Below are 17,148 nucleotides of genomic sequence, written 5' to 3'. Positions count from 1 at the left end.
GATGGGGCCTTGCCTGTCGCCGCTTAAACCAAGGTCATCAACGCCTCACGGCTGAACGGCAGAATGTCTTCCTCACGCCCGTCACGCACTTTCTGCGCCCAATCCGGGTCCACCAGCAGCGCACGCCCTACCGCCACCAGATCAAACTCATCGTTGTTCAAACGCTCCAGCAGTTTCTCCAGGCTGGCCGGCTGCGCGATCTTGTCGGTGTTGACCATGAACTGCAGGAACTCGCCATCCAGGCCGACGCTGCCCACGGTGATGGTCGGCTTGCCGGTCAGTTTGCGCGTCCAGCCCGCCAGGTTCAGTTCAGAACCGTCGAACTCCGGCTCCCAGAAACGGCGCGTCGAGCAGTGGAAAATGTCCACACCCGCGTCGGACAACGGCTTGAGAAACTCACCCAACGCTTCCGGGGTTTGCACCAGACGCGCGGTGTAATCCTGCTGCTTCCACTGGGAGAAACGGAAAATGATCGGGAAACCTTCGCCGACCGCAGCACGCACGGCTTGAATCAGCTCGATGGCGAAGCGCGAACGGTTGGCCAGGCTGCCGCCGTATTCGTCAGTACGCTGGTTGCTGCCTTCCCAGAAGAACTGGTCCACCAGGTAGCCGTGTGCACCGTGGATTTCCACACCGTCCATGCCGATGCTTTGCGCGTCCTTGGCGGCTTGGGCGAACGCGGCGATCACGTCCTGGATGTCCTGTCTGGTCATGCCGTGAACCACAACCTGGCCGTCCTTCAGTTTTTCCGACGGACCGTAACCCGGCACACTCGCGTCCGGCTCGGTGCCGATGCGACGCACGCTACCGACATGCCACAGCTGCGGAACGATCTTGCCGCCTTCGGCGTGCACCGCGTCGACGACTTTCTTCCAGCCGGCCAGCGCGGCCTCACCGTAGAAGTGCGGCACGTTCGGGTAGCCATTGGAGGCCTTGTGGCCGACCGTGGTGCCTTCGGTGATGATCAAGCCAACGCCGGCAGCGGCGCGGCGACGGTAGTACTCGATCACTTTGGAATTGGGCACGCCGCCCGGCGAGAACGAGCGGGTCATCGGGGCCATGACAACGCGGGTCGGCAGTTCAAGGGTGCCGAGGTGGAACGGTTTGAACAGGGCTTTGACGGGCATGGGGCGCTCCACAAAAACGATATCGACGGGATGGTATTTTATGACGGCGATAATATGTGCAGTGGCGAGCGATGCACAGCACTATTGATCTGGGTGATTAAGGGTCAAAAGGCAGAAGCAAAAAGATCGCAGCCTACGGCAGTTCCTACAGAGGAATGCGAACACCTGTAGGAGCTGCCAAAGGTTGCGATCTTTTGATCTTGATTCGCGAAAATCAGCTCAGGGCTTTTTCGATGGCCTGGATGACAGAAGGATCATCCGGCGCCGTACGTGGCGAGAACCGCGCCAGGACACGACCATCCTTGCCCAGCAGGAATTTTTCGAAGTTCCAGGTAATGTCGCCTGGAAACTCGGCGCCTTCACCCGCCAGCAGGCGGTACAGCTGATGACGATCATGGCCGTTGACTTCCAGCTTGCTGGACAACGGAAAGGTCACGCCATAGTTGAGGCTGCAGAATTCCTGGATTTCTTGCTCAGTGCCCGGTTCCTGCCCGGCAAACTGGTTGCACGGCAGGCCCAGCACGCTGAAGCCTTTACCTTTGTATTGCTGGTAAAGGTTTTCCAGTGCCGCGTACTGTGGTGTCAAGCCACATTTGGAGGCGACGTTGACTACCAGCACGACGTTCCCCTTGAAGGGCGCCAGCGGTAGCTCCTGTCCATCCAGGGCTGTCAATTTAAGGTCGTGAAAAGCACTCATGACGAACTCCAGATTCCCGTGTTCTACTCGAAACAGCCACTTGGCGATATCACCAGGGACAGCCGCGGACTAAAAAGGCGCCCTCGGGCGCCTCTCCAGTTCTCTGAGCTTAGCGCAGAAAATCAGTGGTGATGGCCACCTTCGCCATGGACGTGACCATGAGCGATTTCTTCCTGGCTGGCGTCACGGATGTCGATGATCTTGACCTGGAAATTCAGGCGCTGACCGGCCAACGGGTGGTTGCCGTCGACGGTGACATCGTCGCCGTCCAGATCACGAATGGTGACGATCTGCATCTGGCCGTCCGGAGCGGAAGCATGGAACTGCATGCCCACTTCCAGTTCGTCGACGCCTTCGAACATGCTGCGGCTCAGGGTGCTGACCAGTTCGGCAGCGTATTCGCCGTAAGCATCTTCAGGTTCAACGGCTACGGTCAGCTCGTCGCCGACTGCTTTGCCTTCCAGAGCCTTTTCCAGGCCCGGGATGATGTTGCCTGCACCTTGCAGGTAGACCAGCGGCGCGCCGCCGGCGGAGCTGTCGATGACCTCACCAGCGTCGTTGGTCAGGGTATAGTCGATGGAGACAGCCTTATTGGCGGCGATCAGCATGGGGCGAGACCTTTTGCATAAGAATTTAGAAAGGCCAAGTTTAGCGAAGCAATCGTCCGAAAGCGAACACAACCCGGACAGACGGATCGCAGCGAAAGGCTCGACGGTCACCGGTTTTCATCAGGACGAGGACGGGCATTGGGTGGTCGAACTGTCTTGTGGCCATACCCAGCACCTGCGCCACCAGCCACCCTGGCAATCGCGCGCATGGGTCCTGGACCCTGCGCAACGTATTGAAAAAATAGGCCAGCCCTTTGAATGTGGTTGGTGCGCACAGGGCTCGGTTAGCGATAACCTTGGCGACTGAAATTCGGTAGATCGTCAGCTATAGATGATCACCTTTGTCATGCTCCTCCAGAGAATCCGCATGCAAACTTTTTTTATCGCGCCCACCGATTTTGGTGTGGGTCTGACCTCCATCAGCCTCGGGCTGGTACGTACGCTTGAGCGCGCCGGCCTCAAAGTCGGCTTTTTCAAACCGATCGCCCAGCCCCATCCGGGTGACACCGGGCCTGAACGCTCCACCGAACTGGTGGCGCGCACCCACGGTTTGAAACCGCCTCAGCCATTGGGCCTGGCCCACGTCGAGCGCATGCTCGGCGACGGTCAGCTCGATGAACTGCTCGAAGAAATCATCACGCTCTATCAGCAAGCCGCCATCGGCAAAGACGTGTTGATCGTCGAAGGCATGGTCCCGACCCGCAGCGCCAGTTACGCCGCGCGGGTCAATCTGCATTTGGCCAAGAGCCTGGATGCCGACGTGATCCTGGTCTCGGCGCCGGAAAACGAAGTGCTGACCGAACTCTCCGGCCGCGTGGAATTGCAGGCGCAATTGTTCGGCGGTCCGAAAGACCCGAAAGTCCTCGGCGTGATCCTCAACAAGGTCAAGACCGACGAAAGCATGGACGCCTTCGCCTCGCGCCTGAAGGAGCATTCGCCCTTGCTGCGCAGCGGTGATTTCCGTCTGCTTGGCTGCATCCCGTTCCAGCCGGAACTGAACGCCCCGCGTACCCGCGACGTCGCCGACCTGATGGGCGCGCAAATTCTCAATGCCGGCGATTATGAAACCCGGCGCATGACCAAGATCATCATCTGCGCCCGCACCATGCGCAACACCGTGGAGCTGCTCAAGCCCGGCGTACTCGTGGTAACGCCAGGCGATCGCGACGACATCATCCTCGCCGTCAGCCTCGCGGCCATGAACGGCGTGCCGCTGGCCGGCCTGCTGCTGACCAGCGACACCCTGCCCGACCCGCGCATCATGGACCTGTGCCGTGGCGCGTTGCAGGCCGGTTTGCCGGTGTTGTCGGTGAGCACCGGTTCCTACGAGACCGCCAACCTGTTGAACGGTCTGAACAAGGAAATCCCGATCGACGACCGCGAGCGTGCGGAGATCATCACCGACTTCGTCGCCAGCCACCTGGATGCCAACTGGCTGCACCAGCGTTGCGGCACGCCAAGGGAGATGCGCCTGTCGCCTGCAGTGTTCCGCTACCAGTTGATCCAGCGCGCCCAGGCCGCCAACAAACGCATCGTGTTGCCCGAAGGCAGCGAACCGCTGACCGTGCAAGCGGCCGCGATCTGTCAGGCGCGCGGCATTGCCCGTTGCGTGCTGCTGGCGAAACCGGAAGATGTCGAAGCCGTCGCTCGAGCGCACGATATCGAGCTGCCGCCAGGGCTGGAAATTCTCGACCCGGACCTGATTCGCGAACGCTACGTCGAACCAATGGTTGCCCTGCGCAAAAGCAAAAGCCTCAATGCGCCGATGGCCGAGCAACAACTGGAAGACACCGTGGTGATCGGCACGATGATGCTGGCGCTGGATGAAGTCGACGGCCTGGTGTCCGGCGTCATCCACTCCACCGCCAACACCATTCGCCCTGCCCTGCAGCTGATCAAGACCGCGCCGGGCTGCACCCTGGTGTCGTCGGTGTTCTTCATGCTGTTTCCCGAAGAGGTGCTGGTCTATGGCGACTGCGTGATGAATCCGCATCCGAGCGCCAGCGAGCTGGCCGAGATTGCCCTGCAAAGCGCCGACTCGGCTGCCGCGTTTGGCATCACCCCGCGCGTGGCAATGATCAGTTACTCCAGCGGTGAATCCGCCAGCGGTGAGGAAGTCGAGAAAGTGCGTGAAGCGACATTGCTCGCCCATGAACAACAGCACTCGCTGCTGATCGACGGCCCGTTGCAATACGACGCCGCGGCCAACGAAACCGTCGCCCGGCAACTGGCGCCGAACAGTCAGGTGGCCGGGCGTGCCACGGTGTTCGTGTTCCCCGATCTGAACACCGGCAACACAACGCACAAAGCCGTGCAGCGCAGCGCCGATTGCGTCAGCCTCGGGCCGATGCTGCAAGGCCTGCGCAAACCGGTGAACGACCTGCCGCGCGGCGCGCAAGTCGATGACATCGTGTACACCATCGCGTTGACCGCGATTCAAGCTGCCAACCGACCTCTGGATCTTTAAATGCTGGATTTCCTGCCTGCCGCCGTGCGCGGCGTGATTGCATCGTTGTTGCTGGCGTTGAATACGATTTTGCTCTGCTCGTTTCTGTTCTGCGTGGCGATCTTCAAAATCTTGCCCTTTGCCCTCACCCAGCGTTTCACGCTCTGGTTGATGAGCCATACCCATGAAGCCTGGATCAGTAACAACAAAGCCTGGATGAACCTGGTCTGCCGTACGCGCTGGCACCTTAGTGGCCTCGAAGGTCTGGACTATCAGCACTCGTACCTGATCACCAGCAACCATCAGAGCTGGGTCGACATCATGGTGCTGCAGTACGTGCTCAACCGTCGCATCCAGCCGCTGAAGTTTTTTCTCAAGCAAGAGCTGATCTGGGTGCCGGTGATTGGTCTGGCGTGGTGGACGCTGGGCTTTCCGTTCATGAAACGCTACTCCAAGGCTTACCTGGAAAAGCACCCTGAAAAGAAAGGCAAAGACCTGGAAACCACCCGCAAGACCTGCGCGAAGTTTCGCAACAACCCGGTGGGGATTTTCAATTTCGTTGAAGGCACGCGCTTCACCGAAGGCAAGCATGCCCAGCAGAAATCACCGTTCAAGTATCTGCTCAAGCCCAAGGCCGGTGGCATTGCGTTTGTGCTGGATGCGATGGGTGAGCAGCTGGAGTCGATCGTCAACGTGACCATTCACTATCCGGGCGGGCGGCCTGGGTATTGGGATTTGCTCTGTGGCAACGTGAAAGATGTAGTGGTGCATTTTCAGGAGCTGAAGATTCCGCCGCAGTTTATCGGCAAGAACTATGACCAGGATGGGGAGTATCGCTTGCAGTTTCAGGGGTGGATCAATCAGCTTTGGTTAGACAAGGATGCGTTGCTGGAGCAGATGCATCGCAAATACCCCGATAAACACTGACCTACTGTGGGAGCCAGCCTGCTGGCGATAGCGGGTTCACATTCAGCAGATTTATTGCCTGAATCACCGCAATCGCTAGCAGCTCCCACAGTTGACCGAGTTGAGCCGAATAAAAAAACCCGCCGATGATCACTCATCGGCGGGTTTTTTATTGCGCGGCTGACGCTTAGATCGCGCCACGCTGACGCAGCAGATCCAGCACTTGCTTGACGCTTTCTTCCAGCGACAACGACTGGGTGTCGACCACGAGGTCGGCGTCCAGTGGCACGTCGTACGGGAAGGAATCGCCCGGGATGTTATCCCCGGCCGCCGCGTACAGGCCCTGTGGATCACGCTCGGCACAGACTGTCGGCGAGGCCTGGACGTAGACCGTCAGCAGACGCTCCTTGCCGATCAGGTCCTTGGCCTGCTCGCGACCTTCGGCGCTCGGTGCAACGAAAGCGGCCAGCGTCAGCAAACCGGCTTCGTTGAACTGACGCGCAACGTGCGCGGCACGGCGCCAGTTCTCGGTACGCCCGGCGCGATCCTGTGGCAGACCTTTGTTCAGGTCATGACGCAGGTTCTGGCCATCGAGCACAAATACCGCACGGCCCATGTCGAACAGCTTGCGTTCAACCGCGTAGGCCAAGGTGCTTTTACCTGCGCCCGACAAACCGCTGAACAACACGGTGGCCGGCTGCTGCCCGAAACGCTGAGCGCGCTCTTCGGTGGCGACGTGTGCCAGTTTGCCGTGGTGCGTGCTGCTGCCATGCGCCAACGGCTGAGCGATGATCATGCCAGCCGCGACGGTGCCGTTGGTCAGACGATCGATGACGATGAATGAACCGGTGGTGCGATTGCTGGCGTAACCGTCCAGCGCGATGGCTGCGTCGAGGCTGATCTTGACCCGACCGATTTCGTTCAGTTGCAGCGCACTGGCCGGACCTTCTTCCAGGGTGTTCACGTCCACACGGTTGACGATGCTGGTGATCGAACCCGGCACGTAACTCGTGGCGCGCTTGATGTCGTATTTCTTGCCCGGCAGCATCGGCTCTTCGGCCATCCACACCAGCATGGCGTCGAAGGCGTCGGTCACTTGCGGCAGGTTGTCGGCGTGCACCAGCAAGTCGCCGCGGGAGATGTCGATCTCGTCTTCCATGGTCAGCGTGACAGCCTGGCCTGGACCGGCGTGTTCCAGCTCACCTTCGAAGGTGACGATGGATTTCACGCGGCTGCTCTTGCCCGACGGCAGCACAACGACTTCGTCGCCCTTGTGCACGATGCCGCTGGCCAGGGTGCCGGCGAAACCACGGAAGTTCAGGTTCGGACGGTTGACGTACTGCACCGGGAAACGCAGGTCGGTGTAGTTGCGGTCGCTGGCGATCTCGACGGTTTCCAGAATTTCCATCAGCGACTGGCCGGTGTACCACGGCGAGCGCTCGGACTTGTTCACCACGTTGTCGCCCTTCAGCGCCGACATCGGCACGAAGGCCATGGTGGTCGGCTTGAACGCGATGCCTTCGGCGAACTTCAGGTAATCGGCCTTGATCGACTCGAACACGGTTTCGTCGAAGCCGTTGAGGTCCATCTTGTTGATGGCGACCACGATGTGTTTGATGCCGAGCAACGAGGCAATGAAGCTGTGGCGACGGGTCTGAGTCTGCACGCCGTAGCGGGCGTCGACCAGGATGATCGCCAGGTCACAGGTGGACGCACCGGTGGCCATGTTGCGGGTGTACTGCTCATGGCCAGGGGTATCGGCGATGATGAATTTGCGCTTGGCGGTGGAGAAGTAGCGGTAGGCGACATCGATGGTGATGCCCTGCTCACGCTCGGCCTGCAGGCCGTCGACCAGCAACGCCAGATCGATGTCTTCGCCGGTGGTGCCGACTTTTTTCGAGTCGCGGGTAATGGCTTCCAGGTGATCTTCGTAGATCATCTTGGAGTCGTGCAGCAGGCGCCCGATCAGGGTGCTCTTGCCGTCGTCGACGTTGCCACAAGTCAGAAAGCGCAGCATTTCCTTGCGTTCGTGCTGGCCCAGGTAGGCGAGGATGTCCTCGCTGATCAAATCAGATACGTGCGACATGACAACCCCTTAGAAATAACCCTGACGTTTCTTTTCTTCCATCGAGCCTGCGCCATCGTGGTCGATGACCCGGCCCTGGCGTTCGGAAGTTCGCGTCAGGAGCATTTCCTGAATGATGTCGGTCAGGCTGGTGGCCTCGGACTCGACCGCACCGGTCAACGGGTAGTCACCCAGTGTGCGGAAACGGACTTTCTTCTTGACGATGCGCGCCTTGTCTTTGTCGCTCAGGTGATTGAGCAGGCGTTCGTCGTCGATCATGATCCAGGTGCCATTCATCTCGATGACGTCGCGCTCGGCGGCGAAATACAGCGGCACGATCGGGATGCCTTCGAGGTAGATGTACTGCCAGATGTCCAGTTCGGTCCAGTTCGACAATGGGAAAACGCGGATCGATTCACCCTTGTTGACGTTGCCGTTGTAGACGTTCCACAGCTCTGGACGCTGGTTTTTCGGGTCCCAGCGGTGCTTGGTGTCGCGGAAGGAATACACGCGCTCTTTGGCACGGGATTTCTCTTCGTCGCGGCGAGCGCCACCGAACGCGGCGTCGAAGCCGTACTTGTCGAGAGCCTGTTTCAGGCCTTCGGTTTTCATGATGTCGGTGTGCTTGGCACTGCCGTGGGTCAGCGGGTTGATGCCCTGCGCGACGCCATCGGGGTTCACGTGCACCAGCAGGTCAAGGCCAAGCTCTTCGACCATGCGGTCGCGGAACGCGTACATTTCCTTGAACTTCCACCGGGTGTCGACATGCATCACCGGGAACGGCAGCTTGCCCGGGAAGAATGCCTTGCGCGCAAGGTGCAGCATCACGGCGGAGTCTTTACCGACGGAGTACAGCATCACCGGGTTATCGAACTCGGCGGCGACCTCGCGGATGATGTGGATGCTTTCGGCCTCCAGCTGTTTCAGATGCGTCAGTTTGTCGACCATGGCTACTCACGAAAACGATCTTATGGACGGCCAGCGGGCCGTGTTCGAGCGAGGAATCCTAGCACAGCGTCCTCTTCTAATCAGGACGCGAACTAGATCGAAAGGGTATATGAATATACCCCCTCGTTTGGGCGGTCAGGCCCCTGTGGGAGCGAGCCTGCTCGCGATTGCGGTGTTGTATCTGTCACATCAATGTCGCTTGTCATGCAGTCATCGCGAACAGGCTCGCCCCCACATTTGATTTGTGGTGTTAATCAAATCGGATTCGGGCAATCGATGAAAATGTGCTCCAGCGCAAAACGTCGCGCCAGGTAATCGCCCAGCGCCTGCACACCGTAGCGCTCAGTGGCATGGTGCCCGGCGGCGATGAAGCTGATGTCGTTTTCCCGGGCGCTGTGGAAGGTTTGCTCGGACGCTTCACCGCTGAGGTACAGATCGACCCCGGCCAAAACGGCCTGATCGATGTAACCCTGACCACCACCGGTGCACCAGCCAACCCGGCGAATCATCTCGCTGCCTTCGATCAGCAGCGGCTCGCGGCCCATGACTTCCTGCACGCGGCGGGCAAAATCACGCGGTGTCACCGGCTCGTTCAGAGAGCCCACCAGCCCGACAATTTTAAGGTTGTCCGGATCGAGCGGACCTTCGACGGTGATGTCCAGCTGACGCGCGAGCTGCACGTTGTTGCCGACGTCCGGATGCAGGTCCAGTGGCAGATGGTAGGACAACAGGCTGATATCGTGCTTGAGCAGGGTTTTCAACCTACGCTGCTTCATGCCGGTGATGCACGGATTCTCGCCCTTCCAGAAATAACCGTGGTGCACCAGCACCAGATCGGCCTGGGCTTCGACCGCCGCGTCCAGCAACGCCTGACTGGCGGTGACGCCACTGACGATGCGCATCACCTGCGGCCGCCCCTCAACCTGTAACCCGTTGGGGCAATAATCGGCAATCCTTGCACTGTTCAGATAACGGTCGGCTTCTTCGACCAGGGTGCTCAGGGCGACGGCCATAAAAGACTCCTAAATATCCCGTTCAGAGGCGCGCGCGGCCTCGTATAATGCGCGACATTATGGGCGGTCTCATACCACCTGCAACCTTCCAGGACGTGCTTAATGCTCAAAGCGCTGCGTTTTTCCGGCTGGCCGCTGTTGGCCGGCGTGCTTATCGCTCTGTTGATCATCCAGCGTTACCCGCAGTGGGTCGGGCTTCCGAGCCTCGACGTCAACCTGCAGCAAGCCCCGCAAACCACCACGATGCAGCAAGGTCCGGTGTCGTATGCCGATGCGGTCACCATCGCCGCGCCGTCGGTGGTGAACCTGTACACCACCAAGGTCATCAACAAGCCGAACCATCCGCTGTTTGAAGACCCGCAGTTCCGCCGCTTCTTCGGCGACAATGCGCCCAAGCAGAAGCGCATGGAATCGAGCCTCGGCTCCGGCGTGATCATGAGCCCGGAAGGTTATCTGCTGACCAACAACCATGTGACCAGCGGTGCTGACCAGATCGTGGTCGCATTGAAGGACGGCCGTGAAACCCTGGCCCGCGTCATCGGCAGCGACCCGGAAACCGACCTCGCGGTCCTGAAGATCGATCTGAAAAACCTGCCGTCGATCACCGTCGGTCGCTCCGACAACATCCGCATCGGCGACGTGGCCCTGGCCATCGGCAACCCGTTCGGCGTCGGCCAGACCGTAACCATGGGCATCATCAGCGCCACCGGCCGTAACCAGCTGGGCCTGAACAACTACGAAGACTTCATCCAGACCGACGCCGCGATCAACCCCGGCAACTCCGGCGGCGCACTGGTGGACGCCAACGGCAACCTGACCGGCATCAATACCGCGATCTTCTCCAAGTCCGGCGGCTCCCAAGGCATCGGTTTCGCGATCCCGGTGAAGCTGGCGATGGAAGTGATGAAGTCGATCATCGAACACGGCCAGGTGATTCGCGGCTGGCTGGGTATTGAAGTGCAGCCGTTGTCGCAGGAACTGGCGGAGTCGTTTGGTCTGTCGGGGCGTCCGGGCATTGTGGTCGCGGGTATTTTCCGTGACGGTCCGGCGCAGAAGGCCGGTTTGCAATTGGGTGATGTGATTCTGGCCATCGATGGCGAACCGGCGGGCGATGGTCGTCGCTCGATGAATCAGGTCGCACGCATCAAGCCGACTGACAAAGTCACGATTCAGGTGATGCGCAACGGCAAAGAGCTGAAGCTGACGGCGGAAATCGGCCTGCGTCCGCCACCCGCACCCGCGAAGGAAAAAGAAGAGGAATAAGCGCTAGCCCGAGTGATTCGGGCTAACAGCATACATTCTCATTAGACATGTTATATTGTTTCAATATTACTATTGGAACAACATAACATGTCGTCTCGAACAATGGTTTCTGTGGCAGGTCTTGCCTTTGGCCTGCTCGCAGATCCGGTCTTCGCCGAAGACTCCAGCCCGCTCGAACTGGACGCCATCAGCGTCACCTCCGACTATGAATCCCCCACAGGCCCGGTCAAAGGCTACCGCGCCACCCGTTCATCCAGCGCGACTAAAACCGACACGGCCCTTCGCGACATCCCGCAATCCATCAGCGTGATACCCGCCAGCGTGCTCAAGGACCTCGGCAGCAGCAGCGTCGAGCGCGCACTGGACTTTGCCGGCGGCGTGTCGAAGCAGAACAATTTCGGCGGCCTGACGCTTTACGAATACAGCGTGCGAGGCTTCACCACCTCCGAGTTCTACAAGGACGGCTTCAGTGCCAACCGTGGTTACCCGAGCACACCGGACGTGGCCAACATCGAGCGCATCGAAGTGCTCAAAGGTCCGGCCGCCAGCCTTTATGGCCGTGGTGATCCGGGTGGTACGGTCAACATCGTCACCAAGAAACCCCAACCCGAAGCATTCACCACCCTGCAAACCAGCGCTGGCAGTTGGGATCGCTATCGCACCGCCCTCGACGTCAACACGCCGCTGGATGACGACGCCAACGTGCTGTCGCGAATCAACCTGGCCGTTGAGGACAACCACAGCTTCCGCGATCACGTCGACAGCCAGCGAGTGTTTGTCGCGCCCTCCTTCAGTTGGCAACTGAACCCGGACACCAGCCTCTTGGTGGAAAGCGAATTCGTCCGTCACAGCTCCACGTTCGATCGCGGCATCGTCGCGCCGAATAACAAATGGAGTGGCGTGTCCCGTTCGACGTTCCTTGGCGAACCCAATGACGGCAACATCGACAACCACAACAATCTGCTGCAAGCAGCCCTCGAACACCACCTCAATGACAACTGGAAGCTGCGTCTGGCCAGCCATTACAAGGAAGGCAAACTCTGGGGCTACGCTTCCGAAAGTCGCCCGCTGAATGCCGACGGCCACACTGTGAATCGGCGTTATCGCGAGCGCGACACAAACTGGCACGACAGCATCACCCAACTCGAATTGCGCGGTCTGTTCGACCTCGGCAGTTGGCAGCACGAACTGCTGATTGGCAGCGAGTATGAAAACTTCCGCAAGAACGAACGGGTCACGACCATTGCCGGCGGCCCCTACGCTATCGACATTTATCAGCCCGTCTACGGTCAGCCGAAACCTAACGGCAAGCGCTCCGGCACCGACCTCTTTGAACACGTCGAAAGCCGGGCGCTGAACCTGCAGGACCAGATTGTCTTTACCGACAAACTGCGCGGCATGCTCGGTGCACGCTTCGAACATTTCGAGCAAAGCATCGACGATCACAGCCGCGGTGCCACCAGCCGCCAGAGCCACGACGCACTGACCCAACGGGCCGGCCTGCTTTATCAGCTGACACCCGAAGTCGGGCTGTTCGCCAACGCCTCCACCTCGTTCAAGCCGAACAACGGCCTGGACGCTGGCGGCCAATCCTTCGACCCGGAAGAAGGCGTCGGTTACGAAGTCGGGATCAAGAGCGAGCTGTTCGACGACCGCTTGAGCACCACCCTCGCCGCCTTCCATATTGAAAAGGAAAACGTCCTTGCACTTGACCCGGGCACGGACACCAGCCGCGCCATGGGCAAGGCCCGTAGCCAGGGATTCGACCTGCAAGTCACCGGGCAAGTGACCGACGCCGTGCGGGTGATCGGTGCCTTCGCCTACATCGACGCCGAGGTCACCGAGGGCGACAAGGTAATTCCCACCGGCAGCCGAATCCTTGGCGTCGCCAAGCGCAGCGGCAGCCTGCTGGGCGTTTATGAATTTCAGGAGGGCCGCTTGCGCGGTTCAGACCTCGGCGCGGCATTCACTTATGTCGGCGATCGCTCGGGTGAAGCCGGCACTGATTTTGAACTGCCGGCTTACCACACCGTTGACCTGCTGGCCCATTACAAGGCCACCGAAACAGTCACCGTGGGCCTGAACCTGAACAACCTTTTCGACGAGAAATACTTCGAGCGCTCTTACAGCAACTACTGGGTCAATCCCGGCGAACCCCGCAACTTCACCGTCAGCCTGACACTCGAACTTTAAAAGGACGTCACCATGCACCCTATCAAACCCATGGCACTGCTCGGCTTGCTCTTCGCCACCGAGGTCTCGGCCCATGGCCTGTGGACCGAAGAACGCCGCGGCAACATCGAAGTGGTTTACGGCCACGGCGCCGAGGACAACGCCTTCAAACCGCAAAAAATCAGCGGCGCCTGGGCGTATGACGCCAGCGGCAAAATGATCCCGGTGACCGTGCAACGCCTGGCCGATCACGCACGTCTGCAACCGCTGAAGCCGCCTGCCGTGATGGCGGTGGCGCTGAACAACGGCATGTGGTCGCAAACGGCGGATAAAAAATGGATCAACGAAGGACGCAGCAAAGTACCGGGCGCAATCGAGTCGACCCAGACGTTCAAATACAGTCTGGCTATCTACCAACCGGGGGCGAAATTGCCGTCACTTGATCAGATGAAACTGCTGATTTTGCCGGAGGTTGATCCTTTGACGGTCGGGCCGGGCAAGTTGCTGCCCGTGCAGGTGTTATTGGATGGGAAGCCGGCGGCGGGGGTGAAGTTGATTGGCGACTATCGAAGTGCGCCGAATACGTTGAGTACCGAGACAGATAAGGACGGGCGTGCGCAGGTGGTGGTACGTAATGAAGGGTTGAATGTGATTTCGGCGCAGATGGAGATCGTGCTGAAGGACAATCCGGATGTCGCGACGCGCGGGGTGTTCAGTTCGCTGACGTTCCTGGGCGAACCGCATCACGAGTAACCCTCTGTAGGCGCCAACGGTGCGGCGGTCCGACTTGCCCGTGGAGAACGATGGCGTGGCGTAACAGCTAAATCGCGTCAGGGTTCTTCGCGGCCAGAACTATCTTCCTGCCACACCTGAAGTATTTGATATTCAAGAACAGAAACTTATTCCAAATAAAGCTAACAAACTGTCATTTATGACAGTGCCTTTCGAAAGCTCCCGTCGTTAACGTCAATACCGCAGAAGGAATGACACTTTTGTCTTCCGCTCTTAATTTGACCGAAGGGAACTTTATTCATGGCCACACGAAAATCTCAAAAGGACTCAGGTACTTTTAATGCAACAATCAGTGTGAACCCTCACTTTAGTGCAGCCGAAGTTAAGCTTCACAAGTTTGCGGGGGAAAAACCTGCCGGATATATCAGCGGGACAAAAAACACGCTTTCAATTTTTATCGGATTTCCGACTGGAATCGTCGACAATCAAAAAGTAACAAAAAAATATCCAGCTGATTTCAACAAGAACGATCATAAGTGGGTTCTCTTTGACGGTACGAACATCCACCATGTTGAAACCGGTTCGATAACAGTGACGTTCACTGAAGGCATGAAAAAGGCCAAAGGTGAATTTGAGTTCATCACAGGTGACTCATCGCCGCGGACAGTTACCGGCGAGTTTGACGTACAAAGCTGATCCGTTACAGCGACGGCACTGATCAGGCTCCGACTTCCAAGGCCGATCAGTGCACCCATTACTGACTGAAGTCTTACAAATTCCCCAAACCATCAATCAGTGCCTGATTCTGTTCCGGCGTGCCGATGGAAATCCGCAGGAACTGGGCAATCCGCTCCTGCTTGAAGTGCCGAACGATAACGCCCTGCTCGCGCAGCTTCGCCGCCAGCCCCGCCGCATCGTGTTGCGGATGACGGGCGAAAATGAAGTTCGCCGCCGACGGCAGCACCTCAAAGCCTTTCCCCTGCAACTGCGAGATCACCCATTCACGGTGTTCGATCACCAGGCGACACGTCTTGTCGAAGTACTCACGATCATCGAACGCTGCCGCAGCACCGACATTCGCCATGCGATCCAGCGGGTATGAGTTGAAGCTGTTCTTGATTCGCTCCAGCGCCTCGATCAAATCCGGATGTCCGACCGCCAGACCTACCCGAAGACCGGCCAGTGAACGGGACTTGGACAAGGTCTGAGTCACCAGCAGATTCGGATAGCGGTCGACCAGAGTGATCGCCGTTTCGCCACCGAAGTCGATGTAAGCCTCGTCCACCACGACCACCGAATCCGGGCTCGCCTTGAGGATCTGCTCAACCGCGTCCAGCGCCAGCAGGCAACCGGTCGGCGCGTTCGGGTTCGGGAAAATGATCCCGCCGTTTGGCTTGGCATAGTCCGCCGGGTTGATCCGGAACTGCGCGTCCAGCGGCACCGCGTCGAACGTGATGCCATACAAGCCGCAGTAAACCGGGTAGAAGCTGTAGCTGATGTCCGGGAACAGCAACGGTTTATCGTGTTGCAGCAAACCGTGAAAGATGTGCGCCAGGACTTCATCGGAACCGTTGCCGAGGAACACCTGATTGCCCTGCACGCCGTAATACCGGGCGACTGCTTGCTTGAGCACATCACTATTCGGGTCCGGGTACAGACGCAGGTTGTCATTCAGTTCGGCCTGCATCGCCGCCAAGGCTTTGGGCGACGGGCCGTACGGGTTTTCGTTGGTGTTGAGCTTCACCAGTTTCGTCAGCTTCGGCTGCTCGCCCGGCACGTAAGGCACCAGATTCTTGACGAACGGGCTCCAGAATTTACTCATGCTCAGTTCCCCTGCCCTTGTGGAAAGTCTTCGTCAACGATGCGGTATTCGGCGCTGCGGGCGTGGGCGGTCAGCGACTCGCCACGGGCCAGCACGGAAGCAGTCTTGCCCAGTTCGGACGCACCCTGCTCGGAGCAGAAGATGATCGACGAGCGTTTCTGGAAGTCGTACACGCCCAGCGGCGACGAGAAGCGTGCGGTGCCAGAGGTCGGCAGCACGTGGTTCGGGCCGGCGCAGTAGTCGCCCAGGGCCTCGGAGGTGTGACGGCCCATGAAGATCGCGCCCGCGTGACGGATCTGCGGTAACCAGGCTTGCGGGTCTGCCACCGACAACTCCAGGTGCTCCGGTGCAATGCGGTTGGCCACTTCGATCGCCTGGTCCATGTCGCGCACCTTGATCAGTGCACCACGGCCATTGATCGAAGTTTCGATGATCTCGGCACGCTCCATGGTCGGCAGCAGTTTGGCGATGCTGGCAGCGACCTGGTCGAGGAACTCGGCGTCCGGGCTGACCAGAATCGCCTGGGCGTCTTCGTCGTGTTCGGCCTGGGAAAACAGGTCCATGGCGATCCAGTCCGGATCCGTCTTGCCGTCACACACCACAAGGATTTCCGATGGCCCGGCGATCATGTCGATGCCGACCTGGCCAAATACATGGCGCTTGGCCGTGGCGACATAGATGTTGCCCGGGCCGACCACCTTGTCGACCTTCGGCACGCTTTCAGTGCCGTAAGCCAGAGCGGCGACGGCTTGTGCGCCACCGATAGTGAAGACGCGGTCAACGCCGGCGATGCAGGCGGCGGCCAGCACCAGCTCATTGATTTCACCGCGCGGGGTCGGTACGACCATGACCACTTCGGTCACACCGGCAACCTTGGCCGGAATCGCGTTCATCAGCACGGAAGACGGGTAAGACGCCTTGCCGCCCGGCACGTACAGACCGGCGCGATCCAGCGGCGTGACCTTTTGGCCCAGCACGGTGCCGTCGGCTTCGGTGTAGCTCCAGGAGTCCTGTTTTTGCTTCTCGTGGTAGCTGCGCACGCGGGTCGCGGCTTTTTCCAGGGCTTCGCGCTGAGGTACGGTGATTCGGGTCAGGGCCAGTTCCAGGCGTTCGCGCGGCAGGATCAGGTCGGCCATCGAGGCGACGTCCAGACCGTCGAACTGCCGGGTGAACTCCACCAGCGCCGCATCGCCACGCTCACGCACGGCTTTGATGATGTCCAGCACCCGCTGATTGACCGAGTCGTCAGACACACTTTCCCAGCTCAGCAGATGATCCAGATGATGCGCGAAATCCGGATCAGCAGCGTTGAGTCGGCGAATTGCAGTCAGTGCGGTCATAGCGAGAGC

General features: G+C 59.4%; 15 protein-coding genes. 7 read left to right on the top strand and 8 right to left on the bottom strand.

The window, feature by feature from the left end; translation table 11 throughout:
• Positions 1-23 precede the first annotated feature (23 nt).
• The 3 genes from ACM6IQ_RS17095 to ACM6IQ_RS17085 form a co-directional block, all read right to left on the bottom strand.
• Entirely contained in the window at positions 24-1,127 is a 1,104-nt protein-coding gene (locus ACM6IQ_RS17095; protein WP_017336563.1) for an NADH:flavin oxidoreductase, read from the bottom strand.
• 214 nt (positions 1,128-1,341) lie between these two features.
• On the bottom strand, positions 1,342-1,824 hold the full coding sequence (locus ACM6IQ_RS17090; protein ID WP_017336562.1) for a glutathione peroxidase: 483 nt from the start codon (positions 1,822-1,824) through the stop codon (positions 1,342-1,344).
• A gap of 122 nt (positions 1,825-1,946) precedes the next feature.
• Positions 1,947-2,432 (bottom strand): FKBP-type peptidyl-prolyl cis-trans isomerase, encoded by a 486-nt coding sequence (locus tag ACM6IQ_RS17085; RefSeq protein WP_007901600.1) that lies wholly within the window; start codon positions 2,430-2,432, stop codon positions 1,947-1,949.
• On the opposite strand from ACM6IQ_RS17085, the gene ACM6IQ_RS17080 reads away from it, so the two are divergent.
• From ACM6IQ_RS17080 to ACM6IQ_RS17070, 3 genes are read left to right on the top strand one after another with little or no spacing between them, the layout of a single operon-like run.
• A complete protein-coding gene (locus ACM6IQ_RS17080; RefSeq protein ID WP_414879375.1) occupies positions 2,401-2,739 on the top strand; it encodes a DUF3565 domain-containing protein in 339 nt (112 codons plus the stop codon). The genes ACM6IQ_RS17085 and ACM6IQ_RS17080 overlap by 32 nt on opposite strands.
• A 60-nt stretch (positions 2,740-2,799) precedes the next feature.
• Positions 2,800-4,899, top strand: coding sequence for a phosphate acetyltransferase (gene pta, locus ACM6IQ_RS17075; protein WP_017336560.1), 2,100 nt, complete (start codon positions 2,800-2,802; stop codon positions 4,897-4,899).
• The gene (locus tag ACM6IQ_RS17070) at positions 4,900-5,805 is read left to right on the top strand and encodes an acyltransferase (protein WP_017336559.1); all 906 of its coding nucleotides are present in this window, start codon (positions 4,900-4,902) and stop codon (positions 5,803-5,805) included. It abuts the gene before it with no gap.
• Between the two features lie 166 nt (positions 5,806-5,971).
• Here ACM6IQ_RS17070 and cysN read toward each other — a convergent pair whose 3' ends face one another.
• The 3 genes from cysN to ACM6IQ_RS17055 form a co-directional block, all read right to left on the bottom strand.
• Entirely contained in the window at positions 5,972-7,870 is a 1,899-nt protein-coding gene (gene cysN / locus ACM6IQ_RS17065) for a sulfate adenylyltransferase subunit CysN (RefSeq protein WP_017336558.1), read from the bottom strand.
• Between the two features lie 9 nt (positions 7,871-7,879).
• Complete coding sequence (cysD, locus tag ACM6IQ_RS17060) at positions 7,880-8,797, bottom strand: sulfate adenylyltransferase subunit CysD (RefSeq protein WP_414879374.1); 918 nt, start codon at positions 8,795-8,797, stop codon at positions 7,880-7,882.
• Positions 8,798-9,051: 254 nt separating this feature from the next.
• On the bottom strand, positions 9,052-9,810 hold the full coding sequence (locus ACM6IQ_RS17055; protein WP_017336557.1) for a Nif3-like dinuclear metal center hexameric protein: 759 nt from the start codon (positions 9,808-9,810) through the stop codon (positions 9,052-9,054).
• Between the two features lie 102 nt (positions 9,811-9,912).
• On the opposite strand from ACM6IQ_RS17055, the gene algW reads away from it, so the two are divergent.
• The 4 genes from algW (at position 9,913) to ACM6IQ_RS17035 (ending at position 14,673) form a co-directional block, all read left to right on the top strand.
• Complete coding sequence (algW, locus tag ACM6IQ_RS17050) at positions 9,913-11,073, top strand: Do family serine endopeptidase AlgW (protein ID WP_017336556.1); 1,161 nt, start codon at positions 9,913-9,915, stop codon at positions 11,071-11,073.
• Positions 11,074-11,160: 87 nt separating this feature from the next.
• Positions 11,161-13,266, top strand: a complete 2,106-nt coding sequence (locus ACM6IQ_RS17045) for a TonB-dependent siderophore receptor (RefSeq protein ID WP_414879373.1) — start codon at positions 11,161-11,163, stop codon at positions 13,264-13,266.
• Between the two features lie 12 nt (positions 13,267-13,278).
• Positions 13,279-13,998, top strand: coding sequence for a DUF4198 domain-containing protein (locus ACM6IQ_RS17040; RefSeq protein ID WP_414879372.1), 720 nt, complete (start codon positions 13,279-13,281; stop codon positions 13,996-13,998).
• Positions 13,999-14,277: 279 nt separating this feature from the next.
• Positions 14,278-14,673, top strand: a complete 396-nt coding sequence (locus ACM6IQ_RS17035; RefSeq protein WP_414879371.1) for a hypothetical protein — start codon at positions 14,278-14,280, stop codon at positions 14,671-14,673.
• A gap of 73 nt (positions 14,674-14,746) precedes the next feature.
• On the opposite strand, the gene hisC is transcribed toward ACM6IQ_RS17035, so the two are convergent.
• Both hisC and hisD read right to left on the bottom strand, forming a co-directional pair.
• The gene (gene hisC, locus ACM6IQ_RS17030; RefSeq protein ID WP_414879370.1) at positions 14,747-15,799 is read right to left on the bottom strand and encodes a histidinol-phosphate transaminase; all 1,053 of its coding nucleotides are present in this window, start codon (positions 15,797-15,799) and stop codon (positions 14,747-14,749) included.
• A gap of 2 nt (positions 15,800-15,801) precedes the next feature.
• Positions 15,802-17,139 carry a histidinol dehydrogenase gene (gene hisD, locus ACM6IQ_RS17025; protein ID WP_414879369.1) on the bottom strand — a complete coding sequence of 446 codons (1,338 nt, stop codon included), beginning with the start codon at positions 17,137-17,139 and terminating at the stop codon, positions 15,802-15,804.
• Between the last annotated feature and the right edge of the window lie 9 nt (positions 17,140-17,148).

The organism is Pseudomonas sp. IT-P100 (assembly GCF_949767185.1).
Taxonomy (GTDB): Bacteria; Pseudomonadota; Gammaproteobacteria; order Pseudomonadales; family Pseudomonadaceae; genus Aquipseudomonas; species Aquipseudomonas fluorescens_B.
This window is presented reverse-complemented; position numbering and strand designations above follow the sequence as displayed.

Bases quoted from the DNA above. Each gene is read 5' to 3' on its own strand.
- ACM6IQ_RS17035 (WP_414879371.1), top strand. From the start codon at position 14,278: ATGGCCACACGAAAATCTCAAAAGGACTCAGGTACTTTTAATGCAACA.
- pta (WP_017336560.1), top strand. From the start codon at position 2,800: ATGCAAACTTTTTTTATCGCGCCCACCGATTTTGGTGTGGGTCTGACC.
- ACM6IQ_RS17090 (WP_017336562.1), bottom strand. From the start codon at position 1,824: ATGAGTGCTTTTCACGACCTTAAATTGACAGCCCTGGATGGACAGGAG.
- ACM6IQ_RS17055 (WP_017336557.1), bottom strand. From the start codon at position 9,810: ATGGCCGTCGCCCTGAGCACCCTGGTCGAAGAAGCCGACCGTTATCTG.
- ACM6IQ_RS17095 (WP_017336563.1), bottom strand. From the start codon at position 1,127: ATGCCCGTCAAAGCCCTGTTCAAACCGTTCCACCTCGGCACCCTTGAA.
- algW (WP_017336556.1), top strand. From the start codon at position 9,913: ATGCTCAAAGCGCTGCGTTTTTCCGGCTGGCCGCTGTTGGCCGGCGTG.
- ACM6IQ_RS17080 (WP_414879375.1), top strand. From the start codon at position 2,401: ATGGAGACAGCCTTATTGGCGGCGATCAGCATGGGGCGAGACCTTTTG.
- hisD (WP_414879369.1), bottom strand. From the start codon at position 17,139: ATGACCGCACTGACTGCAATTCGCCGACTCAACGCTGCTGATCCGGAT.
- ACM6IQ_RS17040 (WP_414879372.1), top strand. From the start codon at position 13,279: ATGCACCCTATCAAACCCATGGCACTGCTCGGCTTGCTCTTCGCCACC.
- cysD (WP_414879374.1), bottom strand. From the start codon at position 8,797: ATGGTCGACAAACTGACGCATCTGAAACAGCTGGAGGCCGAAAGCATC.
- ACM6IQ_RS17045 (WP_414879373.1), top strand. From the start codon at position 11,161: ATGTCGTCTCGAACAATGGTTTCTGTGGCAGGTCTTGCCTTTGGCCTG.
- ACM6IQ_RS17085 (WP_007901600.1), bottom strand. From the start codon at position 2,432: ATGCTGATCGCCGCCAATAAGGCTGTCTCCATCGACTATACCCTGACC.
- hisC (WP_414879370.1), bottom strand. From the start codon at position 15,799: ATGAGTAAATTCTGGAGCCCGTTCGTCAAGAATCTGGTGCCTTACGTG.
- cysN (WP_017336558.1), bottom strand. From the start codon at position 7,870: ATGTCGCACGTATCTGATTTGATCAGCGAGGACATCCTCGCCTACCTG.
- ACM6IQ_RS17070 (WP_017336559.1), top strand. From the start codon at position 4,900: ATGCTGGATTTCCTGCCTGCCGCCGTGCGCGGCGTGATTGCATCGTTG.